Below are 19,835 nucleotides of genomic sequence, written 5' to 3'. Positions count from 1 at the left end.
GAATGATATTTAATTTTAAGGTCGGAATAATTTTCGACCTTTTTTGTGTAAAAAAAATATTTTTTATTGAAAAGTTCTTAGATAAATAATACTTATATTAAGTATACATACATTTTATAAGAAAATTATTTACTAGCTATTCAAATGAAAAAATATTTAGCCATACTAATCATTTTGTTATTAATTGGCGGGATAATATATACACTGACCCATTTTTACAAAAAGAATGAATCCATAGAAGAGGCTGCCCTTCCTTCGATAACAATTGCTAAAGTAGATCTTATTAAGCTGACTTCTGAAAGGGCTGATTTACTCGCTCATATACAATTAGTAAATAATGTTCCCATTGGGATTTCTATTGATAGTATTACATATGTGATTTTTGTCGAAAATGAAAAAATAGGAAAGAGTAGCTATGCGGAACCTATAAACATCGACGCAAATGATACTTCAACCATTACAATTCCCTTAAGTATTAATTATAAAGAACGTATAGAATTATTTGAGCGATTGAGAAAAGAAGGGCGCGATAGCTCTATGCTAAAAATAGATGCAATTTTATATAGTAGCCTTATTCCTAAAGGTTCTGCGAAAATTAAAATTGAAAAGAAAATACCTTTAATTTTAATACCCAAAATTGAAGTAAAGAAATTTAAAATTGAAAAGCTAACCACTTCAGAAACAGAATTAGGAATCGATCTTTTAGTACTGAATAATAATACGACGCAATTCAGTTTTAGCAATTTTAAATATCGAATAAAAATCGAGGATGAGAAAGAAATTCTCGGAGAAATCCCTGGGACAATTCAAATTAAGCCGAATGATTCCACAAGTGTTCATATTCCTGTTCAATTAAGCTTTAAGCAAATAAGTCGAACACTAGCTGACTATATTAAAAAAGGCAAAAAAATGAAGTATGATATTACTATTACAACAAAACCGCAAACAGATATACATTCTTTAAAGGATAGTGAACTTATGATTCATTCTAATGGAGAAATTGGAATGTTGGAAAACTGATACATTAAATGTGTAGATCCTAGTTGCAGCTTGTTTAATATCATCCAGCAAAATCATCAAAGGCTTTATCAGCCACACGGATGATGTGATTTTTTATAAATGGAGCACCTTCTCTCGCCCCGTCTTCCGGGTGTTTCAGGCAGCATTCCCACTCTAATACAGCCCAGCCAGGAAAATCATACTGCGCAAGTTTACTAAAGATTGATTTGAAATTTACCTGTCCATCGCCTAAGGAGCGGAAACGGCCTGGCCTATCGATCCAGTCCTGATAACCGCCATATACGCCTGAACGTCCGGATGGATTGAATTCTGCATCCTTCACATGAAACATTTTTATGTGTTCGTGATAGATATCTATGTAATCCAGATAATTTAATTGTTGCAAAACGAAATGACTTGGATCGTATAATATATGTGCCCGCTTGTGATTGTTGGTTGCATTCAAAAACCGTTCAAAGGTAATACCATCATGCAAGTCTTCACCCGGATGAATTTCATAACACAAATCAATACCCGATTGATCAAATGCATTCAGAATCGGTAACCAACGTTTTGCCAGCTCTGCAAAACCTTCTTCAACACTTCTGGCCTTGCGCTGTGGCCACGGATACATGGTGTGCCAAAGTAATGCGCCGGAGAATGTTGCGTGTGCCGTTAGTCCTAAATTTTCACTTGCTTTGGCAGCATAGATAAGTTGTTGTGTGGCCCATTCTGTACGTGCTTTAGGGTTATTATGTAAGCCTGCTGGTGCAAATACATCAAAGGCAGAATCATATGCTGCATGTGAAGCAACAAGCTGTCCTTGCAAGTGACTCGTAAGTTCGGTGATTTCTAATCCGGCTGATTGAACAATACCTTTAATTTCATCGCAGTATGTTTTGCTCTCTGCTGCTTTTTTTAAATCGATGCAACGGGAATCCCAACTGGGTATTTGTACACCTTTATAGCCAATACTTGCAGCCCATGCACAGATATTTTTTAAGTTATTAAATGGGGCAAAATCGCTCATAAATTGAGCTAAGAAGATTGCCGGACCTTTGATTGTTTTCATCTACTAAAATAAATTATGAATTAATTTTTAGAGAAACTTATAGTTGTTTCCATGCTGCATTCTCTTTCCCGGAAGCAATTACGGTTTCGATAAATTGCATGCCTCTGATTCCATCTTCGATGGTTGGATAATCAAGTAATGGATTTGATGAAGTTTTATTTTCGAATGCGTGGATGGATGCGGCAAAGTTTCTGTAGAGATTTGCCATCGCTTCAATATATCCTTCGGGATGGCCCGCTGGTATGCGACAGTGAAGGCGTGCATGTTCTGATAGATATGAATGATTTGCACCCGCTCTTCGTAGTTGCGTTGGCTGATCATTTTGTTTTACGATCAAGGTATTGGGTTCGGATTGAAGCCACTTCAATCCGCCGTGCTCACCATACACACGAATCTTTAATTCATTCTCCTCGCCATTTGCAATCTGAGACGCAATTAAAATACCTTTAGCGCCATTGTTAAAACGTAGCAATACATTTGCATCATCGTCCAATGTTCTACCTGCAACAACAGAGCTTACGTCTGCACTTAATTCTGTTATTTTTAAATCTGTAATATATTCTACAAGATTTTCTGCATGCGTGCCGATATCGCCTACACAACAGCTGATGCCAGCCTGTGCAGGGTTTGTGCGCCAGCTCGCTTGTTTTTGTCCATCGTTTTCAATGGGATCGGATAGCCAGCCTTGAGGATATTCAACAATAACTTTTCGAATTTTACCAAGCTTGCCTTTTGCAATAAGATCTTTCGCTTCTTTTACCATCGGGTAACCTGTGTAGGTATGGGTAACGCCGAATAATAAACCTGTTCTTTTTACGTGTTCGCCTATTTTTTTTGCTTCTTCAAATGAAAATGCCAAGGGTTTTTCACACAAGACATGAAAGCCATGTTTTAATGCAAGAGCTGCCGGTTGTGCATGTAAATGATTCGGTGTTACGATCGACACAAATTGCATCCGAAGATCTGCAGGCAATTGCGCTTCTTTCGCAATCATTTCTTCAAATGATACATAGATTCGATCTTCAGGAAGGTCTAATGCATTACCTGTTTCAATAGAACGTTTTGCATTACTGCTGAATGCACCGCAAACAAGTTCAATTGTTCCATCTAAAGCTGCAGCCATTCTATGAACAGATCCGATGAATCCATCCAGACTGCCGCCGATCATACCCATGCGTATTTTCTTACTCATACTTTTTTGAAGTAGTATTTAATAGTTAAATATAAGAAAGAATCTTTGAGTATTAAGTTCTATGTTTTAAGTTTTAAGAACTGAAAACCTAATGGGCATATTAAAACCTATAACCTATAACTTAAAACTTATAACTTATAACTTATTACAATTTATAGTACATTTGAGACTATGGAAAAGACGATCAATCCCAATAAATTATTTTTAGCAAGCTGCATCGCTATCATCGCTACGGCAATGACATTTGCTATTCGTGCAAGCTTAGAAAAAGAATATTGTGAGTTGTTTTCACTATCCCATGAAAAGATTGGTTATGTTCTAGGTACTGCATTCTGGGGTTTTACATTGTCCATCATCTTTGGCGGTTTTCTCTGTGATCTGATTGGCATGAAACGCTTGATTGTTGTGGCCTTTGGAGGGCATGTGTTGGGCATTGCATTGACAATTTTAGCAACAGGATTTTGGTCATTATTCTTTTCAACATTGTTAATAGGAATTGCGAATGGTATGGTTGAAGCGGTTTGTAATCCATTGGTTTCAACCTTGTATAAAGATGATAAAACAACAAAGCTGAATCGGTTACATGTGTGGTTTCCGGGTGGAATTGTGATTGGCGGTTTGATTGCTTTTTTCTTTAAAGAATGGAATTTGTCGAAGGAGTTTCAATTAGCGACTATTTTAATTCCTACAGCAGCCAATGGATTGTTATTCTTTAATGAAAAATTTCCGGCAACCGAACGTGTTGATGCCGGTGTTTCATTTAAACAAATGTTTCAGGCATGTACACAGCCTTTATTTCTTGTTATGTTGTTTTGTATGCTGTTAACGGCAAGTACAGAATTTGGTACGAACCAATGGATCTCCAATTTCTTAAGCAGCCTTGGAGTAAAAGATATTTTATTGCTTGTATATATTAATTTATTGATGGCTTTTGGACGTACCTTTGCTGGTGGCTTTGTTCATCGGTTATCACCTATTGGCATGTTAATTTTTTCTGCTGTATTTTCTGCTATTGGGTTATTCTTATTTAACTATGTGGATGGGTATTGGGCATTTTTGCCGGCTACTATTTTTGCTTTTGGCATCTGTTTTTTCTGGCCAACCATGTTGGGTTTTGTTTCTGAAAATTTACCCAAGACAGGTGCCTTAGGTATTTCATTAATGGGTGGCGCAGGAATGCTTTCTGTGTCTTTTGTCTTGCCATTTATGGGAATGTTATACGATAGTAAAACATTGATGCATATGCCGAAAGGATATACAGTAGAAACACTTCATAAGATTGGCAAAAACCATCCAGACATTGAGCTCTTAAATGCCGCACAATTAGATGCTGGCATAGAGACCTTACAATTAGTTGCAATACTCCCGGTGATATTGACGGTAGTATTTGTTGGAATTTATTTAGTGAAGAAAAAAAGATCTAATTAAGTTGTTCGTATATTTATTGTTCAATGAATCGTTTTTAAAATATAATATGAAATCTACATTCACTGCTCAAGTGTCTTTCTATGTTGGACTCTTTTTATTTTTTGGTATAGCAGTTAATGCTTTTTCCCAAAAGGTGGATCCAAAGCTTGCTAAAGCAAATCAAAAATTCGAAGCAAAAGATTACCCGGGAGCATTGCTAGAATATGATAAAGCAATAAAGAAGAAGCCAACCTATGAAGCTTATCGTGGAAGATCCTTAACGAAATATTTTTTGAGAGATTTTAAAGGAGCCTTGCTGGATGTCGATCAGGCTATACAATTAAATCAATCAGATTTTAAGTCGTATTATCAGAGAGCATATATTAAACTATTATTGGCTGATTACGATGGAGCATCAGAAGATTTTGGTTCAACAATAAAATTGAATCCACGCTTTACAGAATCATATATAAATAGAGCGAGTGTTAAATTCTTACAACACGATTTCAATGGAGCAATAGCGGATTATGATAAAGCTATTGAAACAGGCCCATTAAGTGCGGATGTTTATTTTAACAGAGGATATGTTAAATTTCAACTCAATCAATACGATAGAGCACAGGATGATTTTGAAACGGCATTAAATGTTAAATTTCACTTTGTGCGGGATTCTATTTTCAATGAAGATGCAAAACTTTTAGGCGAGAATGAAATCAAGAAAAAGTGTTCACCCTATTGTCTTTCTCATTTTTATTTAGGAGTAATTAAAGTAAATGAAACTGCTTATAAAGATGCCATTGTTTCATTTACTGAAGCTATTAAACTTTCACCGGATTTTGCTGTGGCATATTACAATAGAGGGCTTTGCAAGCAAAAACTCAAGCAATTTGAACAGGCCTTAGTTGATTATGATAAATCGATACAACTATCACCTGGTTATGCAAGTGCATATCTGAACCGAGGTGTCATTTACTGTGAACAAAAGAAGTATGACCAAGCTATGGCAGCGTATAATAGATCTATACAGTTGGATAAGAATATGTATAAAGCGTATTTTTCAAGAGCACGAATAAAATACGAACTTGGCAAATATAATTCAGCAATTGCAGACTTAGATAGTTCTATAATTATTAATAACAAATATGGCGATGCGTATTATTATAGAGGGTATATAAAGGCTGCGTTAAAAAAAGACAAAGAGGCAATAGCTGATTATAATACCACAATAAGATTGGATTCATTGAATGCTTGGGCATATAATAAAAGAGGTTCTTCTGAATTTAATCTGGATGATTATCAAAGTGCTCTTATTGATTACAATAAGGCAATCGAGCTCGATTCTTCACAAGCAGAATTTTATAATAACCGCGGGAATGTAAAAGCGCAATTCAATCAATTAAAAAATGCGTTAAAAGATTATAACAGAGCAATCGAACTTGATTCGAACTATAAAATCGCTTACTATAATAAAGGTAACATTGCCTGTATGACAAAAGATTTTAAAACTGCCGTTATTAATTTTAAGCATGCAATAAAAATTGATTCGGCATACGCTCCTGCTTTGCAGGGTTTGGGATTGGCATATGAAGAATTAAAAGAATATGATAAGGCATTGTATAATTATGATCAAGCTATAAAAAACAATCCCGATTATTTTTTAGGTTATATGAATAGAGGTGCTTTTAAAAGTTCCAGAGGTGACTTTTACGGAGCGAAAGCAGATTTTACCAAAGCAGCCGAAGTAGATCCTTTTAATAGTACTGCATACTTATATCGAGGCGGATTATGTTATTTCGAATTACATGACACGACGAACGCCTGTAAAGACTTTAAGAAGGCTGCAGACTTAGGAAACACCAAGGCATTGGAATTATTACTCGACTACTGCAAATAGATTTTAAAACTTCGGTAATATAAAATACGGAGAGCCCGAAGCTTTAATGCTGAAGGGTGAATAACCGTAGGGGAGATTCTCATAAGGCTTGTTGATAGGATCGTAAGCTGATCTACCATATGGCATTGAGCGGAAAAAATATGGATGATAATATAAGCCGGCTTCCATTTGTTTTTTGACATGATGTGGACCGAATAATCCTTTGTTTTTTATTTCGTGGTAAGCAGGAACGGCAACAGGATTGATGTGATTTTTTGTAGTATCTATGTAATGGCTATTTAATGATGTAAGCCATACATGAGTTGAAGGCATGTAATAACGAATCATACCAAGGCTAAGCGGTGTGAATATACTGTCGGCATGAAATGTTGCTGTAGCAGGTTTTAAATAATTTTTAGGAGAAGTCTGACCATGTGCAATGGTATAAGTAAAAAACAAGGTCAGAAAAAAGCAGAAGTTTCGTAGATCTTTCATAGCTCAAATCGGTTTGTGAACCTTTAATCTATAAAACGATTCTGAAGGAAATTGGTTGCTGTCAATTTCCCCTAAAACAGAACGTCGTCGAGGTTTATAACCCCGACGACGTTCTTAAAACATAAAACATGATACGTAAAACCTATAACGCCGACAAACTGAAAATATACATGCGCAGATCTTTGATTTTTCTGTTGCCTTCCTCGCTCCATTCAATTCCGTAATTTTCTTCCGGATTCAGTAAAACTGTTTTTCCTTTTTTCTTTAAAACCGAAGCGCCGATTTTTTTAGAATAAAAATCTACCAGTTCAGTTTTTAATGCTTGTAAGCTACTATCGTCTTTAGGATATACAAAAACTTCTACAGAAGTGAAGACGTCTTTGTTGAAGGTGTACATGATATCTCCGTATTCTGTAGCTCCTAAATTTATGTTGTATGTAGTATTTGTAGCATCTTCTTCAATTTTTTCTAAACCCGGCTCCAACGTAAGTGCTTTGCTTGCCCCGAATTTTCTACCTCTGAAAACTCCTGTATCCGTAACGATCAAAGTTTTGAATTTCGAAGAATAACCTGCTAAGGGCTCAATAATTGAATCAAGAGCAAGTGTATCGGTTAAAACAACATTTGTGTTCTCACTAAAATCATCGCATGAAAAAAAAATAGGTAAAAATAAAGCAATAGCTAAAATGCGAAAGATGTGTTTCATGTTATTTTATTTCTTTAATGGCTAATTGTCCGCAGGCAGCATCAATGTCTTTGCCACGGCTTCTTCTAATATTAACAATAATTCCTTTGTCAGTCAATACTTTTTTGAATTGCTCCAGTTTGTCAACCGAGGTATTCATGAAATCTGCTTCCTGAATGGGATTGTATTCAATGATGTTTATTTTACACGGAATGTTTTTTGCAAAAGTATACAATTCTTTTGCATCCTGCGCAGTATCATTTACGCCATCAAACACAATGTATTCAAATGTTACTGATGAACCTGTTTCTTTGCAGAAATGCAACAACGATTCTTTCAATACATTTAAATTGTTTGTTTCATTGATCGGCATAATCGTATTTCGCTTCTCGTCATTCGCAGCATGCAAGGATAGTGCAAGACGGAACTTTACTTTTTCATCGCCAAGCTTTGTGATCATCTTCGCGATGCCCGCTGTAGAAAGTGTAATGCGTTTGGATGCAATGTGCAAACCATCTTCGGAAGTTACTTTATCTATTCCTTTCAATACGTTTGTATAATTCAGCAAAGGTTCGCCCATGCCCATTAGTACAATGTTTGTAAGGGGAGTCTGATAATGTTCTTCGGCAGCTTCTTTGATCAGTACAACCTGATCGTAAATTTCATAAGGCTCAAGATTTCGCTTGCGGTCCATATAACCGGTTGCGCAGAACTTGCACGTAAGCGAACAGCCTACCTGCGAAGAGATACAAGCGGTCATGCGATCATCAGCCGGTATCAATACACCTTCAACCAGATAACCGTCGTGTAATTTAAAACCGAATTTTATGGTGCCATCGTTACTTACCTGTTTCTGAGAAATCGTAACAGGATTGATGGTGAAATTGTTTTCTAATAATGTGCGGGTCTCTTTCGAAAGATTGGTCATCTCTTCGAAAGAACGCGCAGAGCGTTTCCAAAGCCACTCATATACTTGCTTGGAACGGAACGCTTTTTCACCCGAGGCTACAAAAAAATCTTTAAGCTCCTCAGCACTAAGGCTGCGGATGCATTTCTTTTTGATCTCTGTAGATGTAGTTTGCATGTTACAAAAATACAACATTAAGCCGAGTAATCTCATTTTTACTCACGATGTATCTTGTGCGCAGATATACATTATGAATGAAAAATTGTCATTTACCTAGCTTGTGAAAATGATCTAAATCAGTTATTTTGACATATAAACTACTTGAATAACTGATAAATAGCGTCATTTTGGCTTTTTTTATTACGTATATTTGAAATGGTTCAAGGTTTGAACAACAGCTAACCGGAGGAAAAAAATATGAATATTAATAATTATACGATTAAAGGGCAGGAGGCATTTCAGAAAGCTATGGAAATTGCTGCTGCCAACGAACAGCAGTCCATTGAATCTGTTCATTTATTGAAAGGGATAATCGTTGCGGACGAAAACGTTGTTCCTTTTTTATTCAAAAAAAATAATATCAATCCTGTAACATTCAATCAAACATTGGATGCCGTAATTAAAACATACGGCAAAGTTTCAGGAGGCAGCCCGTATTTATCAAACGACGCTACGCAGGTATTAAATAAGGCTACGGCTTTATCAAAAGAGTTTGGCGACGAGTATATTTCTATTGAACACATGTTGCTTGCCTTGGTTTCAGGAAAAGATAAAGCTGCTACGTTGTTAAAAGATGCGGGACTTTCTGAAAAAGGTTTACGTGCTGCGATCCAGGAATTACGTGGTTCAAGCAAAGTAACCGATCAGCATGCAGAAGGTAAATACCGTTCGCTTGAAAAGTATTCTAAAAACTTAAACGACTTAGCGCGTTCAGGTAAAATAGATCCGGTGATCGGTCGGGATGAAGAGATCAGAAGAGTACTGCAGATCTTATCCAGACGTACAAAAAACAATCCAATCTTATTGGGTGAGCCAGGCGTTGGTAAAACAGCCATCGCTGAAGGCCTTGCACAGCGTATTGTTTCAGGAGATGTGCCGGAAAATTTAAAGAGCAAACAATTGATCTCTTTGGATATGGGTTTGCTTGTTGCGGGTGCAAAATACAAAGGAGAATTTGAAGAACGTTTGAAATCGGTGATCAAGGAAGTTATTGATTCTGATGGAGAAATTGTTTTGTTCATTGATGAGATCCATACGTTGATTGGGGCAGGTGGCGGAGAAGGTGCAATGGATGCAGCGAACTTGTTAAAGCCGGCTCTTGCTCGTGGTGAGTTGCACGCGATCGGAGCAACTACATTAAAAGAATATCAGAAATACATTGAAAAAGATAAAGCATTGGAACGTCGTTTCCAGGCTGTGATTGTTGATGAACCGAATACACAGGATGCAATTTCTATTCTTCGTGGAATCAAAGAAAAATACGAAGTACACCATGGTATCCGTATTCAGGACGATGCGATCATTGCTGCGGTAGAGCTTTCTCAACGATACATCAGTGATCGTTATTTGCCGGATAAAGCCATTGACTTGATGGATGAAGCATCTGCGAAATTGCGTATCGAATTGGATTCGATGCCACAGGAGCTGGATGAAATTCTTCGTCGCATTATGCAATTGGAAATTGAACGTGAAGCAATCCGTAGAGAAAATAACAAAGAGAAGGAAACAATTCTTTCACGTGAACTTGCAGAGTTAGGCGAGCAGAAGAATCAGATCATGGCGAAGTGGCAAGGTGAGAAGCGTGTGATTGATGGATTGAAACAAGCGAAAGAAGATATCGACCGTTATAAAATGGAAGCAGACCAGGCTGAGCGTAACGGCGATTACGGGAAGGTTGCAGAGATCCGTTACGGTAAAATTCAGGAAGCCGAAAAACAATTAGCTGATTTCAACAAGCAGTTGCAAGAACTGAAACAAACTATCGGTTCTTCGATGTTGAAAGAAGAAGTGACGCCGGAAGATATTGCAGAAGTTGTTGCAAAATGGACGGGCATACCGGTTTCAAAAATGCTTCAGAGTGAACGTGAAAAATTACTTCACTTAGAAGAAGAATTAGGTAAACGTGTTGCCGGACAAGCTGAAGCTATAGAGGCTATATCTGATGCGGTCCGTAGAAGCAGAGCAGGATTGCAGGATCCGAAGCGTCCGATAGGTTCTTTTATTTTCTTAGGAACCACAGGTGTTGGTAAAACCGAATTGGCAAAAGCATTGGCAGAATATTTATTCAACGACGATAATGCCATGGTACGTATCGATATGTCTGAATATCAGGAAAGCCACGCGGTAAGCCGATTGGTGGGGGCGCCTCCGGGGTATATCGGGTATGAAGAAGGTGGACAATTAACAGAAGCCGTTCGACGTAAACCGTATTCAGTAATTTTATTGGATGAAATTGAAAAAGCTCATCCGGATGTGTTTAATATATTGCTTCAGGTATTGGATGAAGGCCGCTTGACCGATAACAAAGGGCGTGTAGCGAACTTTAAAAATGCAATTGTCATCATGACATCCAACATGGGTGCGCATGTCATTCAAGAGAATTTTGAAAAATTAACGGCAGCAAACGAGGACCAGGTAGTTGAGGAAACAAAAAATGAAGTAATCAATTTGTTACGCAAAACGATTCGTCCGGAGTTTTTGAATCGGGTGGATGAAATTATCATGTTCAGACCGCTGACTCGAAAAGAGATCCGTAAGATTGTTGGTATACAGTTTAGCTTGATCCAAAAACGTCTGGAAGAAAACGGAATTAAAGTGGAGGCAAGTGCTGAAGTATTGGATAAATTGGGAGAGCTTGGATTTGATCCGCAGTTTGGTGCTCGTCCGTTGAAACGTGTGATGCAGCGTTTGATCCTGAATGAATTGTCGAAAGAAATTCTTTCCGGAAAGATTCAGAAAGAAAGTGTTGTAGGGATCACACTTGGTGAAGATGGTAATCTTCAGTTTTTGAATTTGGATAATGTGTCTTTGTAAGCATAAGGCTTAACGCCAAACGCCTAATGCTTTTGCGTTTCTTATTAAGAGAGCTGCTGTTAAATATAACAGCAGCTCTTTTTAATGCTTAATGCAGAAAGCCTAAGACTTAAAGCTTTTAAAAACAAAAGTCTTGCTGAATCAAAATGCATCATAAGCTTTAGGCTTTTCGCCTTAGGCCTTAAGCGAAAGAGTGCATAAAAAAAGAGAGACTATTCAGCCTCTCTTTTTTTATTTGTTAAACCTCAAACGTTGAACTAGTCTACATTCGCAGGGTTTGCAGTCTTTCTGTAAACAAATTCGCCACCACAAATATTACGACGAACAAATCTTCCCGGTACATCTGAGTTTAATAATTTGTTATAAATGTTGCTTGGCACATCAAAGAATTCGTACACAGCACCGTCAGAATATTTTACTTCTAATACACGTGCTTTGTATTGGTAATCGATCATACTTGCGTTTGTGATTGTATGAAGAAATTCTTCTTTGAACGATTCAACTGTTTCTGGAGCAATGCTCATTAAGAAATTGTATGCTTCAATAAACTCTTTACTTTTTTCTTCTGCTTCAAGCTTTGCAGTTTCATTGTCGTTGAATTTATCCGGATGCCATTCCTTCATTAAATTCCGGTAAATGGTTTTTAACTCCTTTAATTCAACAGTTTTATCTACGCCTAATAGTTTTCTATAATCGGCTACCTTTTTCATATTTCCTGTAATTCTGATTTTAACGCTACAAATATAACCATAAAGAATAAGTAAATGTGCCTATGATCGTTATTGAATGGTAAATTTTAACAAAATGGCCTTGAAATCTCTTTTCAGCAGCTATAAATGCGGGTATTCACAACCGCTTCACGGATAAAAACGTATCATCTGAAAATATAAATTGTCATAAAAAATAGATATATTATACTATTAACCAAAGACCATTTATGAAACAAGAAACGATTCGGGTCATATCAAGACTCATTATGACTTTAGCGGCCATATACAATATTTTTTGGGGGGTATTGATTTTGGCTTATCCCAAAGTGATTTTATTTGACGACAGCGATTCTATATTTGTCATTATCGTTTTGCAATGTGTTGGTATGTTGGTTGGAGTGTATGGGATTGCGTATTATTTTGCTTCGCGTGATCCGGCACGTTACTGGCCGCTTATAATGGTTGGTTTGATCGGAAAGATATTAGGGCCAATCGGTTCGATACATTATATTTTTACCAATCAGTTAGATGCTTCCTTTTTCTGGGTAAATGTATTTAACGATGTTATCTGGATCTATCCGTTCAGCTGGATCTTGTATCAGGTGTACAAACGGAATCTTGAATATATAGAAGAAGAGGATGATGATTTGATATAGTGGTCAGTGGTCGTTAGACAGTGGTCAGTAAAAATTAGATATAAATAGTGATTAGTAATATTAAACGTTCGACACAACTCTTTGCAATAGCACCTTTGCTTTTGCTTATAATCAGTAAAACACTATTGATACTTGCCGATTCTGCAAGTCAATCATTTGTTTGGGTGGCGTATGTTGCTGAATTTATTTTTCTGTGGCATCTGATTTTCGAAAATAAAAAAACAGATTGGCTGTATTCAATTGTTATAGGTCTCCTTATACTTGGGAGCATTGGAGATTTATTTAGAATTATGCACTGGCCGTTTGGGCCCATAATGTTCTTTGGCGGCTTGTTAGGTAGTATGATCATGACATGTTTATTTTTATACAATTCTGTAAAGACTACATCAAAGGTAGTACGGTATGAAATGTTGATGTTAAGCTTATGTCTAATTGTACAATTTGCTATGGCTATTAGCATACTTGTTTTGCATGGATTTTGGGCGACATATAGTAAGTTTTTATTTTACCCGATAGCAGCTTTATGCGGCACAGTTTTATTGAAAAATAAGTATGTAAATTTGGGCGAACGCAATTTGACATTGTATTTACTAGTTCACAGTTTATTTATTATTATCAGATTAACATTTCGACTATTCGCATAAAAGATCGCTGTACCGATCATGATTGGATCCATACAGCAATCTTACTTTTATATGCTCTGCAACAGTTTATCTAACGCCTCTGTATTGTCCGGATTCTCTTCCATTTCTTCCACATCAATAATTAAATTAATTTCTTTTTCCTTATGTGTTTTAGATAATTTATTTAAACGTGCATAACAGATTTTTCCTTTACCATTTATAAATAAAATAATGTTATCGGAATCCGGATCCAGCGTAATAATATTATTGGTGAAGGTCCAGACAGAATTTATTTTTTTATCGATCATATAAGTCGTAGTTGATTCGTAAGATTCACCCGTAGTAATACTTCTGAATCGCGGCGTAATATTCATCTTTGCGGTCAATACATATAAACGATCGCAATTCCACAAACCTAATTTATTGATCGCAAAACTTCTAAAAATGGTTGACTGGCTTTTAGACTTTTTTGCTTTTGTTGCAATCTTTTCAATTTTATTTTCATCTACCGGACGGCTATCATAATAAGACAAATAGAGTTCTTCATTCAATTCACAGGCTTCAGACTTACTTGCAATTTTCATGTATGCATTGAACTTCGTATGTCTGAATTGGAAGGCCATCAGGTATCTGTTTAATGGAGTTTCTCTTTCTATAATGGATGCATTGATGAATTGATCGTTATCAAATGCGGCTTCAACTTGTCTGTCGTCTTTGTTGGCAGAGCCAATCCAGACAAGATCTTTATACAGATTCAATTCAGGAAAATTATCGGTAGCAACCGTGAAATTGAAATCTGTATTTTTATAACTACAATCGGGCTTTACAAGAGAAATTACTTTTCCATCAATCATACGTTTATTCGCTTCTACTGCTGACCATTCCACATTGATTCCGGCATCTACAATTTGTATGGATGTTTTTCCGGAAGGTGCATGGTGGGCTTTCGGTTCAGTTTGATCTATGGATAATGAATCAACTGTTTGTACCCATGCATTTGCAATTGGGTCGAAATAATATAAATTAAAATTTATGTCGGATTTTTTTGAAGGAACCTGAACAGCAATATCTTTATTCGGTGCGAGCTGTAGCTCTTCATCTTTTGCGGTTGCCGTAATTGAAAACATTCCTGCGGATTCCATTTGAGCAGCACCGTTTTTTGTTTGATACAGCATTGGAATTTTTGAAACCAATATATCTGCCGGATTGTGATATTCTGAAATTGTTACCTGTACGTTCCCTTTTGGTTTCAATCCGTCTTTTGTAACAAATGCGTTTGCAGGGATCGAAAATTGAATTCCCTTTTTAGAAATAATATTATTTTCTTTTGAAGGATTGATCTTAACGATTTTGGTTTGACCTCCAATACTGGAAAGAATAGAGTCTGCACGGGTTTGTTCTGCTGCATTATGTACCAGTGGAGTAGAAGACGTGTCTTGTTTTTTATTGCAGGAGCAAATAATAAAGACAATGCTTGTGGCGGACAGTAACATGTAGTTTCTCACATTCATGGCAAGATTTCATTTGGTATATTACTATAATGTTATTTTTTCAAAAAGATACAGGTAGCATTCCTGAAAAAAATAAAAGAAGCAGATTCCGTGTTCTATACTATATAGTAATAGTAAGGAAGCAACGAATTTTATACTTGATATGCAGGAGAGGCAATACCAAATATTAAATATGTGTTACCCATATTATGAGTATGCTAACAGTTATATAACATCTTCATAATTTCTTCAGAATCTAGCCGACGTACTTTTGAGGCAAACAAAAACTAAATAATTGCTATGAAAAAAAGTTTACAAAGCATGCTTGTTTGTTTTGGTGTTTTGCTGATCACTCAAATAGAAGTGAAAGCACAAATCGTCAAACTACAGGATTATGTGAATAATAATTCAGCGCTCATTGGAACATTTCAGAATATTGATTTCCATGAAGCTGGGTTTTCAGGATTGTATCCTATTGCCGGAACTAATGGAACTGAATTCTGGACAGTATCCGATAGAGGTGTTAACGTAGACGCTGCAAGTGCGAACCCTTCAGCATGTCGTCCTACGTATGATAAGATTTATGGCTTTCAGAATTATGCACCGAAGATCCATAGAATTCGTATCCATGGCGATTCTATTCAGATCTTGCAAACAATCACAATGAAGCGTCCGAATGGTTCAGGTGCAACAGGTGTATTGAATCCGGTAGGCTTGGGAAGTGTTTTAGGTGAAGAAGCTTCTACAGATACCGTATTGACTTGTGCAAACTTCAGCTCAAAGATTGCTCCTAAAGATGTGTGGGGAATTGACTCTGAAGGTATTGTTGTAGATAAACAAGGCAACTTCTGGATTTGCGAAGAAGGTGGTCCGACAATCTGGAAATTAAATAAGAACGGTGTTGTTATCAATCGTTTTACTCCGTATCGTGTAGGTATTGAGCCTCAAGACATCGCTATTGATACCGTATTTAAGTATCGTAAAAACAACAGAGGTTTTGAGAACATCGCAATTACTCCAAGCGGTAAAATTTATGCATTAATCCAAAGTCCGTTGTTGTATCCGACAACTGCAATTGGTGAAGCATCACAAGTGCATAGATTATTGGAAATTGATCCGGCAACAAATGCTACAAAAGTATTTGTGTATTTGAATGAAGGTGTTGTAGGAACCGGTGGAAATCAGATTCGTTTAAAAGACTGGAAGCTAAGTGATATGGCTGCAATCAGCGATTCAACTTTTTTAGTTATTGAAGCAGCATTGAGAGGAACAACAGATATTAAAAATATCTATAAAATAAATATTACGGGAGCTACAGCTGTCACATCTGCGTTGTATAATGGTTCAACGGTTGAAGGTCTTGTAAACCTTGCCGGATTAACTGCAAACGGAATCGTTCCTGTTAAGAAAACACTTTTTGTAGATCTGTTCTCAATTGGCTGGGATCATGCATTAGAAAAAGCAGAAGGTTTGGCTATTATCAATGACAGTACAATTGCGATTATTAACGATAACGATTATGGACAGTCTTCTCCATCTGCGAATGGTATTGCAAGTGCAACAGGTATCAAGTCACATCTTGTTACATACAGACTTCAAGGTTCGAAAAAATTAAACAACTATAAAACACTTGTACCTGATCTTGCACAAGGTACAACAGGTATCAGCACTTCACAAACTCCATACTTAAAACCTTTTGCACCGGGTGTTGAATTTACTTCAATCCTGAGCGTTGGTGATAATATTGGCGGTTATAAAATGGTTGGTATTCCGGATGGACTTGGTGCATTCGATAATGGCAACGGAACATTTACGTTATTGATGAACCATGAATTGGGGGATACAAAAGGTGTTGTACGTGCACATGGTGCAATCGGTGCATTTGTTTCTAAATGGGTAATTAATAAATCAGATCTGTCTGTTGTGAGCGGTGGAGATTTAATGCAGAATGTAAACTTGTGGAACGGCACTGGATACACAACATACAATGCTGCGAATCCACAAACTGCACCTTTCAACAGATTCTGTTCAGCAGATCTTGCAGCACCTACAGCATTCTACAACAGTGTAACAGGTTTAGGTACACAGGCAAGAATCTTCATGAATGGTGAAGAAGGAAATCTTGGTCGTGCAATGGCACATATTGTTACAGGTACTAGCGCAGGTACTTCGTATGAATTACCAGGCTTTGGGAAATTCGCTTGGGAAAATTCAGTGGCCAGTCCAACAGAAGGTAACAAAACAATTGTTGCAGGTATGGATGATGGCCCGGGTGGACAAGTATATTTCTACATCGGTACAAAAACAAATACAGGTACTGACATTGAAAAGGCTGGTTTAACAAACGGAAAATTATTTGGTGTTGCAGTTACAGGTTTATTAACTGAAACAACTGCAGGTGTTCCGACAGCAGGCACAGCATTTACGTTAGCAGATCTTGGAGATGTTAAAGCACTTTCGTTGTCAACATTGAATACAAACAGTGTGAATGCAGGAGTAACAACATTCTTACGTCCTGAAGATGGTGCATGGGATCCAAAAAATCCAAATGATTTTTATTTCGCAACAACCGATGCATTTGCTGATCCAAGCCGCTTGTGGAAATTGTCTTTCACAGATATTACGAATCCGGAATTAGGTGGTAAAATCACTGCAGTATTGGATGGCACAGAAGGTCAGAAAATGTTAGACAACATTACAATTGATAATTACGGTCACGTATTGTTGGTTGAAGATGTTGGTGGTAACCCACACATTGGTAAAGTATGGCAATACACCATTGCAACAGATGCATTGAAAGAAATTGCTTACCACGATAGTACTCGATTTATATCAGGTGGATTAAACTACCTGACAGAAGATGAAGAAGCTTCTGGTGTTTTAGATGTAGGATCTATTTTAGGTAAAGGTAAATTCTTAACAGTTGTTCAGGCACACTACGCTACAACAACAGAGTTGGTAGAAGGCGGTCAATTGCTTGCATTCACAAACCCTGATACAAAGAATAGCAACAACACAATCTCTGTTGGTAAATCAGGAAGCAGTACAACTCAAAATCCATACTTAGTACCATTTGCACCTGGAGTTGAATTTACTTCAATCCTGAGCGTTGGTGATAATGTTGGAGGTTACAAAATGGTTGGTATTCCGGATGGACTTGGTGCATTCGATAATGGCAACGGAACATTTACAGTGGTGATGAACCATGAATTGGGCGATACAAAAGGTATTGTACGTGCACATGGTGCAATTGGTGCATTTGTTTCTAAGTGGGTAATTAATAAATCAGATCTATCTGTTGTAAGTGGTGGTGACTTAATGCAGAATGTAAATTTATGGAACGGTACAGGTTATACAACCTATAATACTGCGAATCCACAAACTGCACCATTCAACAGATTCTGTTCAGCAGATCTTGCAGCACCTACAGCATTCTATAACAGTGCAACAGGTTTAGGTACACAAGCAAGAATCTTCATGAACGGTGAAGAAGGAAATCTTGGTCGTGCAATGGCCCACATCGTTACAGGTGCGAATGCAGGGACATCCTATGAATTACCAGGCTTTGGTAAATTTGCTTGGGAGAATGCAGTTGCAAGTCCAACAGAGGGTAACAAAACAATTGTAGCAGGTATGGACGATGGTCCGGGTGGACAAGTATATTTCTACATTGGTACGAAAACAAATACAGGTACTGAGATTGAGAAGGCTGGTTTAACAAACGGTAACTTATATGGTGTTGCCGTAACAGGTTTATTGACTGAAACAAGTGCAGGTATTCCTACAGCAGGAACAGCATTCACATTGTATAATCTTGGAGATGTTAAATCTACATCGTTAACAGACTTGAATACAAATAGTGTGAACCATGGTGTAACAACATTCTTACGTCCAGAAGATGGAGCGTGGGATCCGAAACATCCAACTGACTTTTACTTTGCAACAACAAACGCTTTTGCTGATCCGAGCCGTTTGTGGAAATTGTCTTTCACTGATATTGCGAATCCGGAATTGGGTGGTACAATCACTGCCGTATTGGATGGTACAGAAGGTCAAAAAATGTTAGACAACATTACGATCGATAATTACGGTCACGTATTATTAGTTGAAGATGTTGGTGGTAACGCACACGTTGGTAAAGTATGGCAATACACAATGGCAACAGATGCATTGAAAGAAATTGCTTACCACGACAGTACAAGATTCATGACAGGTGGTGTAAACTTTTTGACCATTGATGAAGAAGCTTCAGGTATCTTAGATGTAGAGTCAATTTTAGGTAAAGGAATGTTCTTAACAGTTGTTCAGGCACACTACAATACAACAACGGAATTGGTAGAAGGCGGTCAATTATTAGCATTCACAAATCCGGATACTAAAAATGCTGTGCCTCTTACTACAGGTGTTACTGTTGGCGATAATAAAAATGCAAACATTAAACTGTATCCTAATCCGACAAGTGGTACCGCAACCCTTTCTTTAATACTGAACAATAATGGGCAGGTAACTGTATCAGTCTACGATGTTCAGGGAAGAGAAGTATTACCATCTATTAAGAAACAGTTAGAAAGTGGAGAACAGAATATTTTATTGAATACTTCTACATTAAGTAATGGAACATATATTGTAGAAATTACTACCGAAACGTATTCACAAAAAATAAGAATTGTTGTAATGCATTAATATTTTTTTC

Annotated in this window: 13 protein-coding genes; 6 read left to right on the top strand and 7 right to left on the bottom strand. The window is 37.1% G+C overall.

Annotation, left to right across the window (positions count from 1 at the left end; genetic code table 11):
* Positions 1 to 144: 144 nt before the first annotated feature.
* The gene (locus A3EE_RS0116370; RefSeq protein WP_018344527.1) at positions 145 to 1,020 is read left to right on the top strand and encodes an LEA/WHy family protein; all 876 of its coding nucleotides are present in this window, start codon (positions 145 to 147) and stop codon (positions 1,018 to 1,020) included.
* A gap of 40 nt (positions 1,021 to 1,060) precedes the next feature.
* On the opposite strand, the gene A3EE_RS0116365 is transcribed toward A3EE_RS0116370, so the two are convergent.
* Entirely contained in the window at positions 1,061 to 2,071 is a 1,011-nt protein-coding gene (locus A3EE_RS0116365; RefSeq protein ID WP_018344526.1) for a sugar phosphate isomerase/epimerase family protein, read from the bottom strand.
* A 37-nt stretch (positions 2,072 to 2,108) separates the two neighbouring features.
* The gene (locus A3EE_RS0116360; protein WP_018344525.1) at positions 2,109 to 3,263 is read right to left on the bottom strand and encodes a Gfo/Idh/MocA family protein; all 1,155 of its coding nucleotides are present in this window, start codon (positions 3,261 to 3,263) and stop codon (positions 2,109 to 2,111) included.
* A 171-nt stretch (positions 3,264 to 3,434) separates the two neighbouring features.
* Between A3EE_RS0116360 and A3EE_RS0116355 the strand changes: the two genes are divergently transcribed.
* Positions 3,435 to 4,691 (top strand): MFS transporter, encoded by a 1,257-nt coding sequence (locus A3EE_RS0116355; protein WP_018344524.1) that lies wholly within the window; start codon positions 3,435 to 3,437, stop codon positions 4,689 to 4,691.
* Between the two features lie 46 nt (positions 4,692 to 4,737).
* The gene (locus tag A3EE_RS0116350) at positions 4,738 to 6,564 is read left to right on the top strand and encodes a tetratricopeptide repeat protein (protein ID WP_018344523.1); all 1,827 of its coding nucleotides are present in this window, start codon (positions 4,738 to 4,740) and stop codon (positions 6,562 to 6,564) included.
* Between the two features lie 3 nt (positions 6,565 to 6,567).
* Here the strand turns inward: A3EE_RS0116350 and A3EE_RS0116345 are convergent, their stop codons facing one another.
* The 3 genes from A3EE_RS0116345 to rlmN form a co-directional block, all read right to left on the bottom strand.
* Positions 6,568 to 7,038, bottom strand: coding sequence for a hypothetical protein (locus tag A3EE_RS0116345; protein ID WP_018344522.1), 471 nt, complete (start codon positions 7,036 to 7,038; stop codon positions 6,568 to 6,570).
* A 142-nt stretch (positions 7,039 to 7,180) separates the two neighbouring features.
* Positions 7,181 to 7,744 (bottom strand): hypothetical protein, encoded by a 564-nt coding sequence (locus tag A3EE_RS0116340; RefSeq protein WP_018344521.1) that lies wholly within the window; start codon positions 7,742 to 7,744, stop codon positions 7,181 to 7,183.
* 1 nt (position 7,745) lies between these two features.
* Complete coding sequence (rlmN, locus tag A3EE_RS0116335) at positions 7,746 to 8,807, bottom strand: dual-specificity RNA methyltransferase RlmN (RefSeq protein WP_018344520.1); 1,062 nt, start codon at positions 8,805 to 8,807, stop codon at positions 7,746 to 7,748.
* Positions 8,808 to 9,047: 240 nt separating this feature from the next.
* Here rlmN and clpB point away from each other — a divergent pair, with 240 nt between their 5' ends.
* Complete coding sequence (gene clpB, locus A3EE_RS0116330) at positions 9,048 to 11,663, top strand: ATP-dependent chaperone ClpB (RefSeq protein WP_018344519.1); 2,616 nt, start codon at positions 9,048 to 9,050, stop codon at positions 11,661 to 11,663.
* 257 nt (positions 11,664 to 11,920) lie between these two features.
* Here the strand turns inward: clpB and A3EE_RS0116325 are convergent, their stop codons facing one another.
* A complete protein-coding gene (locus A3EE_RS0116325) occupies positions 11,921 to 12,373 on the bottom strand; it encodes a KTSC domain-containing protein (RefSeq protein ID WP_018344518.1) in 453 nt (150 codons plus the stop codon).
* 227 nt (positions 12,374 to 12,600) lie between these two features.
* On the opposite strand from A3EE_RS0116325, the gene A3EE_RS0116320 reads away from it, so the two are divergent.
* On the top strand, positions 12,601 to 13,029 hold the full coding sequence (locus A3EE_RS0116320) for a hypothetical protein (RefSeq protein ID WP_245553855.1): 429 nt from the start codon (positions 12,601 to 12,603) through the stop codon (positions 13,027 to 13,029).
* A 691-nt stretch (positions 13,030 to 13,720) separates the two neighbouring features.
* On the opposite strand, the gene A3EE_RS0116310 is transcribed toward A3EE_RS0116320, so the two are convergent.
* On the bottom strand, positions 13,721 to 15,145 hold the full coding sequence (locus A3EE_RS0116310) for a hypothetical protein (protein ID WP_026209827.1): 1,425 nt from the start codon (positions 15,143 to 15,145) through the stop codon (positions 13,721 to 13,723).
* 297 nt (positions 15,146 to 15,442) lie between these two features.
* Between A3EE_RS0116310 and A3EE_RS21515 the strand changes: the two genes are divergently transcribed.
* Positions 15,443 to 19,825, top strand: coding sequence for an esterase-like activity of phytase family protein (locus A3EE_RS21515; protein ID WP_018344514.1), 4,383 nt, complete (start codon positions 15,443 to 15,445; stop codon positions 19,823 to 19,825).
* The last annotated feature ends 10 nt before the right edge of the window (positions 19,826 to 19,835 follow it).

Origin of the sequence: Cytophaga aurantiaca DSM 3654 (genome assembly GCF_000379725.1) — a bacterium.
Lineage (GTDB): Bacteria > Bacteroidota > Bacteroidia > Cytophagales > Cytophagaceae > Cytophaga > Cytophaga aurantiaca.
Note: the sequence above shows the minus strand (reverse complement) of the source record. Positions and strands in the feature narration are given on the sequence as shown.

Bases quoted from the DNA above. Each gene is read 5' to 3' on its own strand.
- A3EE_RS0116370 (WP_018344527.1), top strand. From the start codon at position 145: ATGAAAAAATATTTAGCCATACTAATCATTTTGTTATTAATTGGCGGG.
- A3EE_RS0116365 (WP_018344526.1), bottom strand. From the start codon at position 2,071: ATGAAAACAATCAAAGGTCCGGCAATCTTCTTAGCTCAATTTATGAGC.
- A3EE_RS0116360 (WP_018344525.1), bottom strand. From the start codon at position 3,263: ATGAGTAAGAAAATACGCATGGGTATGATCGGCGGCAGTCTGGATGGA.
- A3EE_RS0116355 (WP_018344524.1), top strand. From the start codon at position 3,435: ATGGAAAAGACGATCAATCCCAATAAATTATTTTTAGCAAGCTGCATC.
- A3EE_RS0116350 (WP_018344523.1), top strand. From the start codon at position 4,738: ATGAAATCTACATTCACTGCTCAAGTGTCTTTCTATGTTGGACTCTTT.
- A3EE_RS0116345 (WP_018344522.1), bottom strand. From the start codon at position 7,038: ATGAAAGATCTACGAAACTTCTGCTTTTTTCTGACCTTGTTTTTTACT.
- A3EE_RS0116340 (WP_018344521.1), bottom strand. From the start codon at position 7,744: ATGAAACACATCTTTCGCATTTTAGCTATTGCTTTATTTTTACCTATT.
- rlmN (WP_018344520.1), bottom strand. From the start codon at position 8,807: ATGCAAACTACATCTACAGAGATCAAAAAGAAATGCATCCGCAGCCTT.
- clpB (WP_018344519.1), top strand. From the start codon at position 9,048: ATGAATATTAATAATTATACGATTAAAGGGCAGGAGGCATTTCAGAAA.
- A3EE_RS0116325 (WP_018344518.1), bottom strand. From the start codon at position 12,373: ATGAAAAAGGTAGCCGATTATAGAAAACTATTAGGCGTAGATAAAACT.
- A3EE_RS0116320 (WP_245553855.1), top strand. From the start codon at position 12,601: ATGAAACAAGAAACGATTCGGGTCATATCAAGACTCATTATGACTTTA.
- A3EE_RS0116310 (WP_026209827.1), bottom strand. From the start codon at position 15,145: ATGTTACTGTCCGCCACAAGCATTGTCTTTATTATTTGCTCCTGCAAT.
- A3EE_RS21515 (WP_018344514.1), top strand. From the start codon at position 15,443: ATGAAAAAAAGTTTACAAAGCATGCTTGTTTGTTTTGGTGTTTTGCTG.